Origin of the sequence: Chryseobacterium sp. GM_Chr_2, from assembly GCF_026540445.1 — a bacterium.
GTDB lineage: Bacteria > Bacteroidota > Bacteroidia > Flavobacteriales > Weeksellaceae > Chryseobacterium.
Genome location: NZ_JALNUD010000001.1, coordinates 60,836 through 79,253, shown reverse-complemented (window position 1 = coordinate 79,253; position 18,418 = coordinate 60,836). Strand labels below are relative to the sequence as shown.

Annotated in this window: 12 protein-coding genes; 7 read left to right on the top strand and 5 right to left on the bottom strand. The window is 36.0% G+C overall.

All coding sequences use genetic code 11. The features are described 5' to 3' along the window. The first annotated feature begins 42 nt into the window (after nucleotides 1-42). Nucleotides 43-291 carry a NifU family protein gene (locus tag OXQ85_RS00405; RefSeq protein WP_267401623.1) on the top strand — a complete coding sequence of 83 codons (249 nt, stop codon included), beginning with the start codon at nucleotides 43-45 and terminating at the stop codon, nucleotides 289-291. Between the two features lie 501 nt (nucleotides 292-792). Next, nucleotides 793-1,404, top strand: a complete 612-nt coding sequence (locus OXQ85_RS00400; RefSeq protein ID WP_267401621.1) for a response regulator transcription factor — start codon at nucleotides 793-795, stop codon at nucleotides 1,402-1,404. A gap of 256 nt (nucleotides 1,405-1,660) precedes the next feature. On the opposite strand, the gene OXQ85_RS00395 is transcribed toward OXQ85_RS00400, so the two are convergent. The 5 genes from OXQ85_RS00395 to ppk1 form a co-directional block, all read right to left on the bottom strand. After that, entirely contained in the window at nucleotides 1,661-4,702 is a 3,042-nt protein-coding gene (locus OXQ85_RS00395; RefSeq protein ID WP_267401619.1) for a choice-of-anchor I family protein, read from the bottom strand. Between the two features lie 203 nt (nucleotides 4,703-4,905). Next, the gene (locus OXQ85_RS00390) at nucleotides 4,906-5,046 is read right to left on the bottom strand and encodes a hypothetical protein (RefSeq protein ID WP_267401618.1); all 141 of its coding nucleotides are present in this window, start codon (nucleotides 5,044-5,046) and stop codon (nucleotides 4,906-4,908) included. Then, nucleotides 5,043-5,696, bottom strand: a complete 654-nt coding sequence (locus tag OXQ85_RS00385; RefSeq protein WP_267401617.1) for an NAD-dependent epimerase/dehydratase family protein — start codon at nucleotides 5,694-5,696, stop codon at nucleotides 5,043-5,045. The genes OXQ85_RS00390 and OXQ85_RS00385 overlap by 4 nt, the downstream gene beginning before the upstream one ends. Before the next feature lie 460 nt (nucleotides 5,697-6,156). Beyond that, the gene (locus OXQ85_RS00380; RefSeq protein ID WP_267401615.1) at nucleotides 6,157-7,041 is read right to left on the bottom strand and encodes an exopolyphosphatase; all 885 of its coding nucleotides are present in this window, start codon (nucleotides 7,039-7,041) and stop codon (nucleotides 6,157-6,159) included. Further along, entirely contained in the window at nucleotides 7,038-9,110 is a 2,073-nt protein-coding gene (gene ppk1, locus OXQ85_RS00375; protein ID WP_267401613.1) for a polyphosphate kinase 1, read from the bottom strand. The genes OXQ85_RS00380 and ppk1 overlap by 4 nt, the downstream gene beginning before the upstream one ends. A 296-nt stretch (nucleotides 9,111-9,406) precedes the next feature. Here ppk1 and OXQ85_RS00370 point away from each other — a divergent pair, with 296 nt between their 5' ends. The 5 genes from OXQ85_RS00370 to OXQ85_RS00350 all read left to right on the top strand — a co-directional run bounded on the left by OXQ85_RS00370 (nucleotide 9,407) and on the right by OXQ85_RS00350 (nucleotide 18,418). Then, nucleotides 9,407-10,618: a M43 family zinc metalloprotease gene (locus OXQ85_RS00370; protein WP_267401611.1), complete on the top strand. Its 1,212-nt coding sequence runs from the start codon at nucleotides 9,407-9,409 to the stop codon at nucleotides 10,616-10,618. 152 nt (nucleotides 10,619-10,770) lie between these two features. Then, entirely contained in the window at nucleotides 10,771-12,666 is a 1,896-nt protein-coding gene (gene dnaK / locus OXQ85_RS00365) for a molecular chaperone DnaK (RefSeq protein WP_267401608.1), read from the top strand. Nucleotides 12,667-13,060: 394 nt separating this feature from the next. Beyond that, complete coding sequence (locus OXQ85_RS00360) at nucleotides 13,061-14,059, top strand: DUF1852 domain-containing protein (RefSeq protein ID WP_346659698.1); 999 nt, start codon at nucleotides 13,061-13,063, stop codon at nucleotides 14,057-14,059. Between the two features lie 30 nt (nucleotides 14,060-14,089). Continuing rightward, nucleotides 14,090-15,118, top strand: coding sequence for a methionine synthase (locus tag OXQ85_RS00355; RefSeq protein WP_267401604.1), 1,029 nt, complete (start codon nucleotides 14,090-14,092; stop codon nucleotides 15,116-15,118). A gap of 381 nt (nucleotides 15,119-15,499) precedes the next feature. Then, a complete protein-coding gene (locus tag OXQ85_RS00350) occupies nucleotides 15,500-18,418 on the top strand; it encodes a TonB-dependent receptor (RefSeq protein ID WP_267401602.1) in 2,919 nt (972 codons plus the stop codon).

Below are 18,418 nucleotides of genomic sequence, written 5' to 3'. Positions count from 1 at the left end.
TATTTTTCAAATCTTGAAAAAACCGAATTGAACTGAAAAAATATGGAAACAAACATAACACACGAAGATACAGTAACAAGAGTGATGGAAGCTCTGGAAAGCATCCGACCGTTTTTGAATAAAGATGGTGGTGATATTGAGCTTATTGATGTGAAGGATAACTTGGTTTATGTAAAACTTTTAGGAAACTGTTCTGGTTGCTCACTGAATGTATCAACATTGAAATTAGGTGTTGAAAATACAATCAAACAACATGCGCCGGAAATAGAAAAAGTAATAAGCGTGGAATAAAAAATAACAATATATATTTTTTTGAGACAGGTTTCGGCCTGTCTTTTTTTATGGTTTTCAATTCCAATATTAAATAGGTTTTCAAGACCTGTTTTTTTTTGCTTTTAAACGGGAAAAAAGTTTAGAAAAATTATTACCTGCATATAGAAATAATTCTATGATTGCATGAGATTTATTAGTGTTATTTTTGTAAAAAATTTATTTACAACGCAATATGAGGTTTTAAAATATACTATTGAGGTTGCGTTGTCGTTCCTTTTAATGTTCAATGTTTTTTATGGCAAGTTACCCGACTTTGAGAAGAAAGTAAGGGCAGAATTTTTTTGTTTAAAGTTTTGATGAAAATCGCGGAAAGTGCTTTAAATAAAGAATTTTTTAAGAAAAAATGTGGTATTGGTCTATATGTTGTATTGCATTGTGATAATAATTTAGAGGATAAACTAACTTCTGTAAAATAGATGTATGGGTTTTATGGAAACTATTATTAAAAAAACTAAAACTATGAAAAATATACTCATTGCTGACGGTCTGTATGTGGTAAGGGCGGGTACGGCAGTGTTGTTGGAGACTAAGCTACAGTTTCCGTGTAAAATCGATTTCGCTGAAAATTATTCTGAAACGAAAGAGAAGATTTCTTCTGAAAAATATGATCTTATAATTCTTGATACAGATATTCCGGGAAGTATTTTTAAATCGATGGTAAAAGATCTTAAAAAGAGGCAGAAGAATATTAAAATCCTGATTTTTTCCACCTATGATGAAAATGTAGGGATTCAGTACATAGAAGAAGGTGTAGAAGGTTATATGAATAAAAGTGCCAATGAAGTTGAAATTTTAAAGGGAATTATGGCAATTTTTGAAGAAGGCTTCTATTATCCTTCCAAAATGATGAATAAATTGCTTACTTCAAAAGATAATAATACGGTTGAAAAACTTTCTAAAAGAGAATTTCAGATCTTCAAACTTTTAGCAGAAGGTCACGGAAATATTGAAATTTCGAATTGTTTAGACTTAAAAACTTCTACCATAAGTACTTATAAAAAGAAAATTTTTGAAAAATTGCAAGTGAAAAATGTGGTAGATCTGGTGAGGATTTATGATGAGATGCATTGAGGGAATATCTGTCCTATTGTTTACGTCAGAAAAGGCTTCCCCTGTTATACTTATCTAAGTCTCCTTATAATGTTAATATTGTACATGGTATTGCTATACCGAGAGACACGGTTAAGGCGATGATAAGATTTTCCTTGTATTTGGTAATATTGATAGATTCAGCAAGTATTGCGTTTAATTTTGCTATATTAAAATGTTCAATAATAAAAAAAGCTCCGAGTTTAATCAGAGCTTTACATCAACTAAATAATATATTCTACTTTACAATTACTCTTTTTAGCTGTCCTTCGGATGTTTTCACAAGGTAAACACCTGTAGAAAGCCTTAAAGTATCTATTGTTAAAGCATCTTTTTGTTTCTCAATCAGTTTTCCAGACATATCATACAATTCATAATCCTGAACTCTGTTGAAATATAACGTACTTCCTTTTGATACCGGATTTGGGAATACGTTGAAGGTCGATTTTTCTGTTTTCACTTCTCCGGTTGCCAAACTTGGAGTGGCTACTTCGTACATCGACAAGGTTCCGCTGATTTCGTTAGCAATTACCACATATCCTTTGCCTGTTGTAGTATTTTCAGGAGCAATGTAGATGATTCCTTCCGGGCCATTATCACCTCCATATGCCGAAGTCATACGAGAGTTTTTGTAATCCGTGAAAGTAGGATTGTTCGGATCTGTTATATTATAAACCATTACACCTCCGGTTCTTTCAATAGTGATGAAAGCGTAAGTTTGCCCATTAATTGTTCCTAAAGTTACCCCTTCCGGCTCTGGGCCTTTTGCACGGCTTCTGCTTTTAGTTGTGTTTGATTCATTATCAGCATTAAAGATCGACGGATAATTAGCTGCAATATATCGTTCAAACTGATCGCCGCTATCATAAACGATTTGCTTGGTATCAGCATTGAAAATCGAGAACGAACGGGCACCCAACGCTGCAATTTCTTCAAATTCATTATCTCCATCCGTATTTCCTGTGGCATTAGAAACTCTGAATCTTCCTAAATTATGCGAAGCTTTTAAGATCGATGATTGCGGGAAAAGTGCCGGATCTAAAGTATAATCATTGGCTCCAACCGTAGTTCTCTCAATAAATCCTGAAAGATCTTTTTCATCACCTTCGTTTGCCGTTACAATATAGTTTGTGTTTCCCACTTTATAATTCTGAACCGCATCAGGAATATAATAAGCTTTTACAGGCCAGTTCGCGATTAAAATTTCACCATTATTGTCCGAAGCATCAAAACCGTTTCCTGGAAGGCTCATATCTTTTTTACCTAATCCCCAAATTCCGGTAATCGTTTTTGAAGTTAAATTAACCTCAGCAATCGCATTATTTTCCTGAAGTGTGATCCAAGCCTTTTGGCTGTCTGCACTTATCGTAATATATTCAGGTTCTAAATCTTGAGAAAGTGTATTATTGGTTCTTACTTTTCTTAAACCTGTCGGTGTTAATGCTGCCACCTGAGAATCAAACGCATTGAAATTAAGTGTAGTAACATTATTTTGAGTTAGATTGTTAATTCCTCCCGAAATATCAATAATGCTGATAGTTCCTTCAGGATCGATGGTGTAAGCGTCATTTGGTTCACCTTCATTGGCGGTTAAAACTTTTGTTCCGTCTGGTGAGAAAGAAACCATATCCGGTAAAGCACCAACTGTAACCTGTTTCAGGAAATTTCCGTTAATATCAAAGAAAACTACCGAACCATTCTGCTGAGGGTTCGTATTTGGAGAAGCTGCCGCAATAATTCCGTTTTTCACAGCAATACTTGTAATTCCGCCATACGGAGCCATATTTACGGTATTGATGACGGTCGGAGTACTCGGATTACTGAAATTGATTACATCAAAAACATCCGTCAGAGAACTGATGGTAAATAATCTCTGCGTGGTAGGATCGTGAACCACTATTTCCGTAGAGCTGCTGTTGTTTCCAGAAGGATCAAAACTTCCGATATAATTTAACTGAATTTGGTGTGATGGAACAGGAGCAGCTTTATCATTATCAATAATATAAACCGTTGAATTGCTATCTCCTGAAATAGTTGCTCCGGTAGGATTTTCAAGGGTTAGTACAAAATATTCTGCTTCTTGTTCTGCTAATGCATCATCAATAATAGGAATATTTACCGTATAACTTGTCGTTCCCGGAACAATATTAATTGTTTGACTGGTAAAAGTGAAATCATTATGGTCTGCCGTGCTGAAAGGAGCTGGTTTTGCCACCAAATTTACCGATGCTGTGGAAGGATTGGTTACATTAATTTTAAATGCCAATGTTCCTGCATTTTCATTGACTTTGATAAAGTTTTTATCCAAAGAAATAGAAGTTCCGGCAGTTGTAAATACGGTTGAAGTTGCTGTTGTTACTGCGTTATCACTGAAATCTTCCACCACATTTGGTTTTAAAGCCAGATAATACGTCTGGTTCGGAATTAAACCTGAGGTTGGAATAACCGTGATTTTATTGTTAGAAAAAGTTGTTGTGAAGGGAATTTGTGTACCTGAAGCATTTCCAAGACGGAAATCTACAAGCGTTTGTGCATTAGAATCGTTGATCGTAGAATTGTCGGCTAATCTTACATTTTCGTTGAAAGTAATGGTAGGATTTACAGTCGTTAAAGCATTATTTGTGTTGTTTGTGGGAAGATAAGCAACCGTTGGTGGAGTAGTGTCGATACCTCCAACTGCTGTTGCGTCTACGGTAAAATTGTCAAAACGGTTATTTCCTACAGTTCCGTTATTTGCTCCTGCGGAAAATTCAACTTTAAGTTTGAAATTAGGATTGTTGGAAACGCCTGCAATATTTGAAAAATCAAATGTAATCAATTGCGGATTAGCATCTTGCGGATTTACTGTTTGATAGGTCTGAAAAGTTGTTCCATCCAAAGAGTAAGACCACGTTTGTGTTCCTGCCCCCGAACCCGATCTTCTTGTCGAAAATTTTACCACCACATTATTGAATCCTGTAGTTGGTAAATTGAACTGCAAATTCCCGTTAATAGGGAAGTTGTATCGCAAATGCGTTCCGGCAGCATCTCCGTTTCTTACATTTAAATTTTCCGTGCTGAAGTTTTGCCCCGTTCCGTTTGCGAAATCTACTTCTGTTGTTCCGCTGGTTACGGCTGTCATAGAACCGTTTACCAAAGTTGATGTTGGCGTCATCATCGCGGTTGCAGAAGCATTGTTATTAAAATTCCAGTAATGAATAAGGCTTGATTGCCCGAAAGCTGCTCCCTGAAGGAACATCGCGGCAATCACCGAACCTTTCAAAAGGTAGTTATTAGTCATTTTTACGTTATATTAAATTTATGCAAAAATGAACTTTCTATTTTGTAAACATTTTAAGCGAATTTTAATTAATTCTTAATAATAATGTAATTTTTGAAAGTTTTGATGAAATTAAATTTCGAAAGAAGAAAATAGAAAATTAAAGAAACGACAAATCAGCCAACTGTAGAAATATTGGCTATAATAAAATTGAATGTACTGTTTTATTTATCCGGATGTGCTAAATAGATTTGATTGGAAGAATTTTCCAGAGGATGTTTTTGCATGTAAAAAAATCCTGAAATTGCAGTCAAGACCAATAAAATGAAAACTACCAGAACAATTCTCTTTAACATTTCTCTCATATCGCTAAATTTTTGATGTCCTTAATTTCTAAAGTTGAGGTAGGGTAGCCCTTTTGCACTGCGTTGATCATCGCTTTCCCGACTTCGTGTAAAGTTAATGATTTTGAAGGTAATATACGTGGAAAAATCCAAATAATTGGTTTGAAGAACCATTTTACATTTTCCTGACCTTCAACGGGTTTCATAAATCCCGGACGGAAATTGTATTCGCTTCTAAAACCAAGCTTTCTCAACGTGTTTTCGGTTTTTCCTTTTACTCTTGCCCACATCAGTTTTCCGCTTTCTGTTTTATCGGTACTTGCTCCGGAAACATAATTGAAAACGATATCCGGATTTTGGTTGAGAACTGCTTTGGCGAAATGCAATGTGGTGTAGTAAGTGATTCTGGTATAATCTTCCTCATTCAATCCTACACTGCTGATTCCGGCGCAAAAGAAAACGGCATCGTAACCTTTCAGATTTTCATCTAAAAGATCAATTTTCAAAAAATCAGAAACGATATATTCTTTTAATTTGGCGTGCTTTTTTCCTGAAGGTTTTCTGCCGACACTTAAAATTTCTGAAACATTCGGATTTTCAAGACATTCTAATAAAACACCTTCACCTACCATTCCTGTTGCACCTGTGAGAATTACTTTGATTGAGTCCATTTCTTTATAGTTGTTAATCTCGTTGACGTTTAAGCTTTACCTTTTACTTTATGTGGTAGCAAAAATTATACATTTTTTTATGTCATTGCGAGGAGCGAAGCGACAAAGCAATCTTTTGAATATTATGATTTTAAAAATCAATAAGTTAGATTGGGGTAATTCTTTTGATTTGTAGAGTTGCAACAAAAAAATAAAATTTTTGAGACAGTAATCTTATCAATTTGATAAATGAGGTTTGCTTTGATTTTATTGACAAATCTTGAAAAACGATAGTACTCCTAGCCCAGATCGCAGCATTTGTTTGAGCCCATTTTTTATTTTGGGGGTTCGGCGCGGCAGCGAAGCTGCCGCGCCGAACCCCCAAAATAAAAAATAGCGAGTGCGGAGAGCTGGAAATAGCTTCTAAAAAAAGAAAAACCGATCAAAACGACCGGCTTTCTCAATTTTCTATATTGTGAAATTACTTTTTATCCTGTAATTTGCTGTAAATATTATGAATCAATCCGTCAGCAACAGAGATTTTCGGAACAAAAATTCGGTTGATTTCTGACCATGACATCACGTTGTTGAAAATTTTCAATGCATGAACCAAAACATCAGCTCGGTCTTCACGCATATTATATTTTGTCATTCTCTCATCTACAGAAAGATGGTCGAATTCTTTATACACTTTTTTCAGGTGAGTAAGCGACATCGGCTTTCCGTCTTTGGTCTTGCTCATGGAGAAAACTTTGTTGATATTTCCGCCTGAACCAATAGCCAAAATCGGTTTCTTACTGTTGATATTTTTTCTGATTTCCTCTTTCATTTCCTGCCAGTTATTCGGAGTTACCAAATTATTAAGCAATCGAATAGTCCCGATATTAAAAGATTTTTCATATTTCATTTTACCGTTTTCGTAGAAAGTAAGCTCGGTAGAACCACCGCCAACATCTACATACAAATAGGCAAATTCTTTATCAAGCCCTTCTGCAACATGATTTTCAAATACTAAAGTTGCCTCTTCGTCTCCGGAAATAATTTCAATTTCAATTCCTGAGGTTTTCTTTACGTCTTCAATAATGCTTTTTCCGTTGGAAGCATCGCGCATCGCACTCGTAGCACAGGCTCTGTAATGGTCTACTTTATAGATTTTCATCAGATCACTAAAGATTTTCATAGAATCCAGCACCATTTTTTCTCTTTCTTCACCAATCTTTCCGTGGGTAAATACGTCCATACCCAGCCTCAAAGGGATTCTTAAAAGATTAAGCTTAATAAATTCCGGTTGTTTGTTATTTATTTTAACTTCATTGATTAAAAGTCTGGCTGCATTACTCCCAATGTCGATGGCTGCGATTTTCATTTTGCTTTCGTTTTACCTTTTAAATATTTGTATGTTTCAATTTGAGAGCGACATTTTTCTTTGTCGTTGCTGATGTATTCGTTGCTCAGTTTTTTATCTAAGATACGGGCTTTTACATTATCGCGAAGCTGAATATCTAAGATATCTTTCAGTTCTTTTTTAAGATTTTTATCCGTTATTTTGGCGGCTGCTTCAATTCTGTAATCCAAATTTCTCGTCATCCAGTCGGCGGAAGAAATATACATATCTTCAGAACCTTTGTTGTAAAAATACATCACTCTCGCGTGTTCCAAGTATTCGTCAACAATGCTAATGGCCTTTATTTTTTCCTTAAACTCTTTTTGGTTTACGGCACAGTAAATTCCTCTCACAATCATTTTTACAACCACTCCGGCAATAGCTGCTTCGTACAATTTTTCGATCAAAGCCCTGTCGCTTACAGAATTAGCCTTGATAATCATCTCTGCTTTTCTTCCGGCTTTTGCTTCTTCAATCTCTTTATCGATGTGGTGAACGATCTTTTCACGCATGAATTGAGGGCAAACTAATAAATTTTTACAAGTTTTCAAAACGGGAAGGTAATCTTCTTTCGGTTTTTTTAATACATTGAAGACTTTATTAATGTCTGCCATAATGCCTCGGTCAGAAGTCATAATCAAATGGTCGCCATAAATACGGGCAGTTTTTTCATTAAAATTTCCGGTACTCACAAAACCATACTGTATGGTTTTATTATGAGCTCTCTTTTTAATGATACACAATTTGGCATGTACTTTTTTCTCCGGAAGTCCTATTAAAACTGTAATTCCTTCTGGCTCGAACATTTCTTTCCACTCCAAATTAGATTCTTCATCAAATCTTGCCTGAAGTTCCAGCATCACCGTTACTTCTTTACCGTTTCTCGCCGCATAGATCAACGCATTGCTGATTTTTGAATTGCTTGCCAAACGATACGCTGTAATTTGAATCGATTTTACATCAGGATCCATCGCCGCTTCACGAAGAAGATCAATCACCGGATTGTACTTATGATAAGGAAAAGTGAGCAAAACATCGTGTTTTAAAATAACATCAGTTACTCTTTCGCCATGTTCAAAAGCCGGATGGGTGAAAGAAGTTCTTTCAACAGGACGTTCATATTTTTCAAAAACATCAGGAAAATCCATGAAATGTTTGAAATTATGAATCTTTCCGCCCGGAATAATGCTGTCTTTCTTGGTTAAATTCAATTTTCGGATAAGCAATTCAAGCAAAGCTTTATCCATATCTTTATCGAAAACGAAACGCGTCGGTTTTCCTTTTCTTCGGTTTTTTAAACCTTTTTCAATTTTTTCTGCGAAATTGGTTCTGATATCATTGTCAAGATCCATTTCTGCATCTTTCGTGACTTTAAAAGCATTAGCTGAAAATTCATCATATCCAAAATAGGAAAAAATATGCGGAAGATTAAAAGTAATCACATCTTCCAGAAGCATCACGTTTTTCTCTTCAGGATCTTCGGTTGGAAGCAAAACAAATCGACCCACAAAACGCGACGGAATTTCAATAATCGCATAATTGCTGGAATATTGCCAGTCTTTTTTCCTCATCGCCACGCCCAAATAAAGACTTTTGTCTCTGTAATAAGGCATTGGCGTGTTTTCGTGAAGTAAAATCGGTATCACATTAGATTCCACCACTTCATCAAAATAAGTTCTTACAAACTCTTTCTGTTTTGCCGTTAAGTTTTTTGAAGTTTTAATATAAACCTTATGCTCAGCCATTTCACTCTGGATCTTTTTCCAGGTTTTATCGAAATTCTGCTGCTGGCTGATTACAATGTCATTGATTTTCTGAAGGATCTTGGAAGGCGGCTGATAAAATGATTCCGCGATTACTTTTTCCTTAAAATCCATCGCACGTTTTAATCCTGCAACCCGCACTCTGAAAAATTCATCTAAATTGTTGGAAAATATTCCCAAAAACCTGATTCTTAAATGCAACGGAACTTTTTCGTCCATAGCCTCCTGCAAAACCCTCTCGTTAAAGGCAAGCCAGGTAATATCTCGCGGATTAAAATGTAATGACATTCGTTAGTTTATATTTTATCAAAAATAATGATTCATCGCGTCTTACAGGACTTTTTAACGTTAAGGTTTAATTAAATTTTAATAATGTTAAATCGTTTGTGATTGCATGAATTTTAATTTTCCATTGTAATTGACTAAAGTTATTAAAAATCGATGAAAAAGTTAAAGTTTGATTAATATTTTTATATGATTCAAAATAATTAATTTATACGGGTGATTTATTTGCATTTAAGGTATTTTAAATGGTAAAAAATCAATTATATTTGAATCATAAAAATACAATAAATCAATAAATGATGAAAAAATATTTACTTTTATTAGTGGGTGTTCTTGGTGTGAATACCTATGCACAAAGAAGCTGCTCAACAGATCAAAAAATGAAAGCGTTTTTTGAAAAAAATCCTCAGGCTCTTGCAAGAAAAGCAGATCTAAGAAATTTCCTCACGAGTAAAAATAATGTGAAAAAATCTACTCAAACAGTTGTTACAGTTCCTGTTGTGGTGCACGTTATTTATAAAAATCCTAATCAAAATGTGTCCGATGCTCAGATTGCTTCTCAGATTGCCGTTTTGAATCAGGATTTCAGAAAACAAAATTCTGATTTTAGTAGTGTTGTACCTCCTGTATTCCAGCCAATGGGGGCTGATTTAGAGCTAGCATTCTGTATGGCAACGAAAAAACCAGATGGATCTCCCACTAATGGAATTGAAAGAAAATCTGTGGCCTCTAGCTTTGATTTTGAAAATGATTATTATGAATCCAACGGAATGTCTGCCTGGGATCCTACAAAATATCTTAATATTTGGGTAGGTGAATTGCCTGATGGGCTTTTAGGTTGGGCATATTTACCAGATGCTGCCGGAGAAAACTATGATGGTTTAGCAATTGGATACCAGTATTTTGGGACAACTGGATCTGCAGTAGCTCCTTTTAATAAAGGCAGAACTGCAACTCATGAAATTGGGCATTATTTCGGTCTCGATCACCCTTGGGGAGACGGCAATTGTACAACAGATGATGGCTGTGCAGACACTCCGGCGACGTTTGATGCTTATTATAACAGCCCTGTATTCCCAGATAATACATATACTTGTGTAACGGTGCCTACGGGAGCAATGTTTATGAATTATATGGATTATGTTGATGATGCAAACATGGCTCTTTTTACCAACGATCAGAAAACGATTACTCAAAATACGATGATTGGGCCACGAGCAAGTTTATTAAATTCCAATGCTTGTGCTGTATTGGCTGTTGGCGAGGTAGAAAAAGCGAATTCTATTAATATCTTCCCAAATCCTACCAGTCATTATATTTCTATCGCTTTTCCTTTAGCTGCAATTGATGAGGTTGAAATCTTTAATTCGGAAGGGAGATTGGTGAGAAAAGCATTTATTAAAAATGAAACTGACAAAATAGATATAAAAGATCTTCCAAACGGCGTGTACTATGTCAGAACGTACAATGACCGAAATTTTGTTAAGTCTATGAAATTCATTAAGAAGTAGGTTATCTTATTTCTCGTATTTGTGTTTTTAAACCTCGATTTTATCGGGGTTTTTTATTTTATATGTCAATTTGTCATAAAAAAATGAATGGTACAGATATTGAGAAATACTGAATGTAAATTAATTTAAAAATTAGAAAAAATATAAATATTATGAGTAAAATAATTGGAATTGACTTAGGAACAACCAACTCTTGTGTTGCTGTGATGGAGGGTAAAGACCCTGTTGTTATTCCTAACGCAGAGGGAAAAAGAACGACTCCTTCTATTGTAGCATTTACAGAAGATGGTGAAAGAAAAGTAGGAGATCCTGCAAAAAGACAGGCTGTAACGAATCCAACAAAAACTGTTTACTCTATCAAAAGATTTATCGGGACTCACTTTAAAGATGATGCTTCTGAAATCACAAGAGTACCTTATAAAGTAGTATCTGGACCAAATGATACGGTAAAAGTAAAAATCGACGATAGAGAATATACTCCACAGGAAATTTCTGCAATGACGCTTCAGAAAATGAAGAAAACGGCAGAAGATTATCTTGGACAAGAAGTTACAAGAGCGGTAATCACTGTTCCTGCCTACTTCAACGATGCACAAAGACAAGCTACTAAAGAAGCGGGTGAAATCGCGGGTCTTAAAGTAGAAAGAATTATCAACGAACCAACTGCTGCTGCGTTAGCTTATGGTTTAGATAAGTCTCATAAAGATCAAAAAATTGCTGTGTATGACCTTGGTGGTGGTACTTTCGATATCTCTATCTTAGATTTAGGTGATGGTGTATTTGAAGTATTGTCTACAAACGGAGATACGCACTTAGGAGGTGATGACTTTGATGATGTTATCATTAACTGGATGGCAGACGAATTCAAAGCTGAAGAAGGTGTTGACTTAAAATCTGATGCAATCGCATTACAAAGATTAAAAGAAGCTGCTGAAAAAGCAAAAATCGAATTATCTTCTTCTCCACAAACTGAAATCAACCTTCCATATATTACAGCTACAGCTACAGGTCCTAAACACTTAGTGAAGACTTTAACTAAAGCTAAATTCGAGCAATTATCTGCAGATCTAGTAAGAAGATCTATGGAGCCTGTTGCTAAAGCATTGAAAGATGCAGGTTTATCTACTTCAGATATCGACGAAGTAATCTTGGTAGGTGGTTCTACAAGAATCCCGATCATTCAGGAAGAAGTAGAAAAATTCTTCGGTAAAAAACCTTCAAAAGGTGTTAACCCGGATGAGGTTGTAGCAATTGGTGCAGCTATCCAAGGAGGCGTATTAACAGGTGATGTAAAAGACGTTCTTTTATTAGATGTTACTCCACTTTCTTTAGGTATCGAAACTATGGGTTCTGTTTTCACTAAATTAATTGAAGCAAACACTACAATCCCAACTAAGAAATCTGAAGTATTCTCTACAGCTTCTGACAACCAGCCTGCTGTAAGCATCAGAGTAGGACAGGGTGAAAGATCTATGTTCAACGATAACAAAGAAATCGGTAGATTCGACCTTCAGGATATCCCACCAGCGCCAAGAGGAGTTCCTCAAATCGAAGTTACTTTCGATATCGATGCAAATGGTATCCTAAGTGTTTCTGCTAAAGATAAAGGTACTGGTAAAGAGCAGTCTATCAAGATTCAGGCGTCTTCAGGTCTTTCTGACGAAGAAATCGAAAGAATGAAAAAAGAAGCTCAGGAAAACTCTGCAGCAGATGCTAAGAGAAAAGAAGAAGTTGAAATCTTCAATAAAGCTGACGGATTGATCTTCCAGACTGAAAAACAATTGAAAGAATTCGGAGAGAAACTTTCTGCTGACAAAAAAGCAGCAATTGAAGCAGCTCATGCAGAATTGAAAACAGCTTTCGAAGCTAAAAATTCTGATGATGTAAAAGCTAAAACTGAAGCTTTAGATGCAGCTTGGATGGCAGCTTCAGAAGAATTATACGCAGCTGGCCAAGGTGCTGAAGGTGCGAACGCAGGAGCTCAGAATGCTGGAAATGCAGGTGGAGCAGAAGATGTACAAGATGCAGATTTTGAAGAGGTTAAATAGTTATTGATTAATAACAATTAGCAAAATATATAAAATCCCCATAGACAGAGGTCTGTGGGGATTTTTGTTTTTATATGCTATCCGATTTTTGTTTTGTTTAAATAAGTACGGAAGATCAATTTTTATAGGAAGTTATCTTTTTAAAGTGCTTTAATCTATTCAAAATAACAATCATCATCGATATTTTAAAGAATAATTTTCTGTTTATTTAATTTTTATCCTTTGAAATAGAATAATATTCTTTCATAATTATATTAAAAGAATAGTTTCCTTATTTTTAGTTTAAATCAGTTTAATTCATCTTTTATTTTGAAATTTGTAAGGAAAAATAACTGCATTCAATTTAATGAAAGCGATCATTTCAGAAGAGTTAAAAATAAACGAAAATAAATATATGGAAGACACCCGGAATATCGTTAAGACTGATTTTACATTCGCACTGAAGAGTATTTATTTCAATGAGGATTATATACCAGCTGAAAGTACGAGAACAACAACCAATTTTGCCAACTTGGCAAGAGGGGAGAGTCGTCAGGAAAACTTGCGCAACACCATTAATATGATTAATAATCGTTTTAATGCGTTGGCGGCCTGGGATAATCCGAATAACGATCGCTATTCGGTTGAGCTGGAAATTGTTTCTGTTGATATAGATATTGATGGTAGCGGGGCAACATTCCCGTCGATTGAAATTTTAAAAACACATATTATCGATCATAAAACAGGCAAACGTATTGAAGGTATTGTTGGAAATAACTTTTCATCTTACGTACGCGATTACGATTTTAGCGTACTTCTTTTAGAGCATAATAAGGATAAAGAGAACTTTAGCATTCCGGATCATTTTGGTGAATTGCACGGTAATATCTTCAAACATTTTGTACATTCAGAAAGTTATAAAAATCGCTTTACGAAGCTACCTGTTATATGCCTGAGCGTATCTGATAATAAAACCTATCAGCGCACAGGAAACCATCACCCGATATTAGGCTTTGAATACGAACCCAACAGTTCGTCTTTAACAGAGCAGTATTTCAAAAAAATGGGCTTGCAGGTTCGTTACTTTATGCCACAAAACAGCGCTGCACCTTTAACGTTTTTTTTCTTTGGCGATTTACTGGCGGATTATACAAACCTTGAATTAATCAGTACCATCAGTACCATGGAAACGTTCCAAAAGATTTACAGACCTGAGATTTATAATGCCAATTCTGTTGCAGGACTGTGCTATAAACCTAGTTTGAAAAATCAGGATTATTCTTTAACAAAAATAGTCTACAACCGGGAAGAGCGCAGTCAGTTGGCCATCGATCAAGGTAAATTTACAGAAAAGCATTTTATTCAGCCTTACAAAAGTATCTTGGAAGAATGGTCTGCTAATTTCGCTCTTTAACTTAATACAACACATTAAAATTATTTGATTATGAAGATATTATTGCCTACTTCAATTGTGGGAAGCTTACCCAAACCTGCCTGGCTTGCACCCCCTGAAAAACTATGGTCACCCTGGAAATTAGAAGGCGATCAGTTGCTTGAAGGAAAACAGGATGCCTTGCGGATTTCTTTACAGGAACAGCAATTGGCAGGAGTGGATATCATAAGTGACGGTGAGCAGACACGCCAACATTTCGTAACCACTTTTATCGAGCATTTAAGTGGGGTAGATTTTGAAAATCGTAAGATCGTAAAAATTCGTGACCGTTATGATGCGAGTGTTCCTATCGTTGTCGGTGAAGTTGCCCGTCAAAAACCTGTTTTTGTTGAGGATGCTAAATTTTTGCGTAAGCAGACGAATAAACCTATCAAATGGGCATTGCCTGGCCCACTGACAATGGTAGATACGCTGTATGACGACCATTACAAGAGCCGGGAAAAACTGGCTTGGGAATTTGCGAAAGTTCTCAACGAAGAAGCCAGAGAATTACAGGATGCAGGCGTTGATATTATTCAGTTTGATGAACCTGCGTTTAATGTGTTTTTTGATGAAGTAAATGATTGGGGAATGGCTGCATTAGAAAGAGCTGTTGAAGGTTTAAAATGTGAAACTGCGGTACATATTTGCTATGGTTATGGTATCAAAGCAAATAACGACTGGAAAAAGACATTGGGTTCAGAATGGCGTCAATACGAAGAAATTTTCCCTAAAATTAAAAATTCGAATATTGATATCGTATCGTTAGAATGCCACAACTCAAATGTACCTTTAAATTTAATTGAGCTCGTTCGCGGGAAAAAAGTAATGGTGGGCGCAATTGATGTGGCAAGTAACACGATCGAAACTCCCGAAGAAGTAGCCGATACCCTTCGTAAAACTCTTGAGTTTGTAGATGTTGAAAATCTTTACCCAAGTACCAACTGTGGGATGGCACCGTTATCCAGAAAGGTAGCAAGAGGTAAGCTTGAAGCTTTAAGTGCAGGCGCTGAAATTATACGTAAAGAGTTTGGTATTTAGTCCTACTGTATTAATTAAAGATCATATACTTTAGTGTATCCGGTGCTAATTTTTAATACAAACTTAATTTTGTTACGTGCTAATAATAAAAGCACTATTAAGTTTTTTTGCTTTGGTACACTAAAGTATTTATTTAGTGCAAGTAAATCTCAAATTCTGAAAAAATTCAACTTAAAAATATCAACAAAATTTAATTATTTCATAATATTTATGTAACCAAAAATACTAACAGGTGACTACAGGATAGCAGAAATTCGTGATAAGTATACTTTTATAAAAACGAAAATATGAAAAATATCATGTCTTTTCAAGGCAAATTTTTCAAGCGTTTTTAATTTTTCGAAAGCATATTTTAAATAATTAATAATCACGAATCATAGAATGAAGAAATCTATAGTCACTCTAGGTATTTTGTTAAGTACCACAGGTTTTATCTTCGCACAGGAAAATCAAACTTCCGGTACGGCCAAGAGTCAGGATAGTACAAAAACCAATTCTAAAACCAAAGATATAGAAGAGGTCGTTATCGTTGCTTATGGTACACAAAAAAGAAGTGAGGTTACGGGTTCTGTGGGGAGAGTAAGTGCAGAAAGCTTTAAAAACCGTCCGATTGCGAGAGCAGATCAGGCATTAACGGGGCAGATTGCCGGTGTTAAAACCCGTGCAACAACCGGAAAACCGGGCGAACCTTTGGAAATCCGTGTGCGTGGTACGGCTTCTATTTCCGCGAGCAATTCTCCTGTTTATGTAGTTGATGGGATGGTTGTTGATGATATGGCAAACGTTTCACCGGATGATATCCAGTCTATTGATGTACTGAAAGATGCGGCATCTACAGCGATGTACGGATCAAGAGGTTCTAACGGGGTTGTTATTATTACGACTAAAAAAGGAGCTTCGGGAAAACCATTGTTCAGCTTTTCACAATATTACGGTGTTCAGACGATCGAAAAGAAGTTAGACATCATGAACAGTGCAGAATGGATTGATTATGCTACTGAATCTATCAATAAAAGTTGGGTTGCTTTGGCACCGGGACATTCCGCATCGGATAGTTATGCCGTAAGAGCGAATTATTTTAAATTAGCTAATGCAACCGATTACAATTTAGCCAACATCGCCAATATGATCGATCCGCGATGGGGAACCAATCAGGTGGCAAATATCGATTGGCAGGATGCTTTCTACCGTCCGGCCGCTATCCAAAGTTATCAGTTGTCGGTTCGTGGAGGAAATAAAAACGTAAAATATTTAGTTTCCGGATCTTATTTCGATCAGGAAGGTCTGGCGATCAATACAGGGTTTAACAGATTTAATTTAAGTGCTGTTGTTGACGTAAATATTTCAGATAAATGGAAAATGGGAATCGCCCTTCGACCAAGTTATTCTCAAAGCTACGGAGCATCTGTTGACGGAAAAGATAATTTAGCTCATAAAATGCTTTCCATGGTTCCGATTGCAGAAGTTGGGGCAGGTCTTTATACCAATTTCTGGAATAATACCCGATACAGATGGGCTGGTTCTACACAAAGCCCGATTGGTGTAATGGAAAATACGACCAACAATACCAACGAATTCAGACTATTATCCAGCTTATACATGTCTTATGATATTTTACCTGAATTAAATTTTAAAATTTCCGGAGGAGCAACGAACAATTTTAATATCAATAATGGCTATACTCCAACTTTTGATCTTATTACCAATATTCCGGGGCAGGTAAGTATCGGAAGCCGAAGAACTATAAATTATAACAGATATCTGGGAGAAGCTTTATTAAATTATAGAAAATCGTTTGGAGATCATACGATTACTGCATTAGCAGGAACAAGTGGTGAAAATTACAGAACAACAACCCAATATAACAGAAATAAAGGGTTCCCGAATGATGATTTGAAGACCTTTAATTTCACACAGTCGGCTTCAGTCCTGAATTCTGAATATACCGCTTCAGAGTGGGTATTACTTTCCTACTTCGGTCGTGTAAACTATGATTATAAAAAGAAGTATATGCTATCTGCAAGTATTCGTAGAGATGGTTCTTCAAGATTTGGATGGGATAACCTTTGGGGAACATTCTCTGCATTTGGTGCTGGATGGAAAATTGATCAGGAGAATTTCTTAAAAGATAAAAAATGGCTGAGCAACCTTAAGCTAAGATACAGCTGGGGAGAAAACGGAAACAATTCAATAGGCGATTACCGAGCGTTCGGAACATTAACGGGAGGAAATTATTCTTTTGGCGGATCTATATCAAACGGATTAGTTCCCAACACCATTGAAAATCGTAATTTAACCTGGGAGAAAACACAGTCATCTGATTTTGGTTTTGAATTAGGTTTATTCAACAGAATAGATTTCACGGCAGATTACTACATAAAGAAAACAAATGCTTTACTTTTAAAGAAGCCTGTGGCTCTTGTTTCGGGATATCCGGATGTATGGGGGAATGTAGGTTCTGTTCAAAATAAAGGATTGGAATTAGATTTAAATACTAAAAACTTCGTAGGAACTTTTAAATGGAATACTTCAGCCAATATTGCATTCAATAATAATAAAGTTTTACAGCTAGGTAGCGATAATGCGCCTATTTATACAGGTTTCAGCAATAGTACCAATATTATACAGGTGGGTCAGGAGCTTAATTCATTTTATCTTTATGAAGCCGTCGGGGTATTATCTTCCGCAGATATTGCGAATGCAAATGTGGCTAAAACAAAAGGTGCCATCGCAGGAGATGTAAAATATCGTGATGTAAACGGAGATGGAGTGATTGATGAAAAAGACCGTCATATCATCGGAGGGCCAACGCCGGATTATTATTGGGGACTTACCAACACTTTCTCTTACAAAAACTGGGATCTTTCGATATTCTTCCAGGGACAGAAAGGAGGTTACAGCTATGCCTTGCTAGGTCGTGCAATCGATAGACCAGGGATGGGAACAACCACAAACGTCATGGGAAATTGGGCCAACAGATGGCGTTCGGATGAAAATCCGGGTGACGGAAAAACCCCAAGACTGGATGGAACAACGGGAAGTTTGCTTGATACAAGATGGCTGTATGATGCTACTTATATTCAGTTGAAAAACATAACATTAGGATATACGTTCCCGCAGGATCTTTCCAGCAAACTAAAAATTGCAAATCTTAGAATCTATGCGAGTTTAGAAAATGTGTGGAGAAAAGATCACTATTATGGTGGTTATAATCCGGAAGCTGTGCAGTCAGACGGTACCGATTACGGAGCGTACCCCAATGCAAAAGTGTATATGTTGGGCTTAAACTTTAACTTCTAA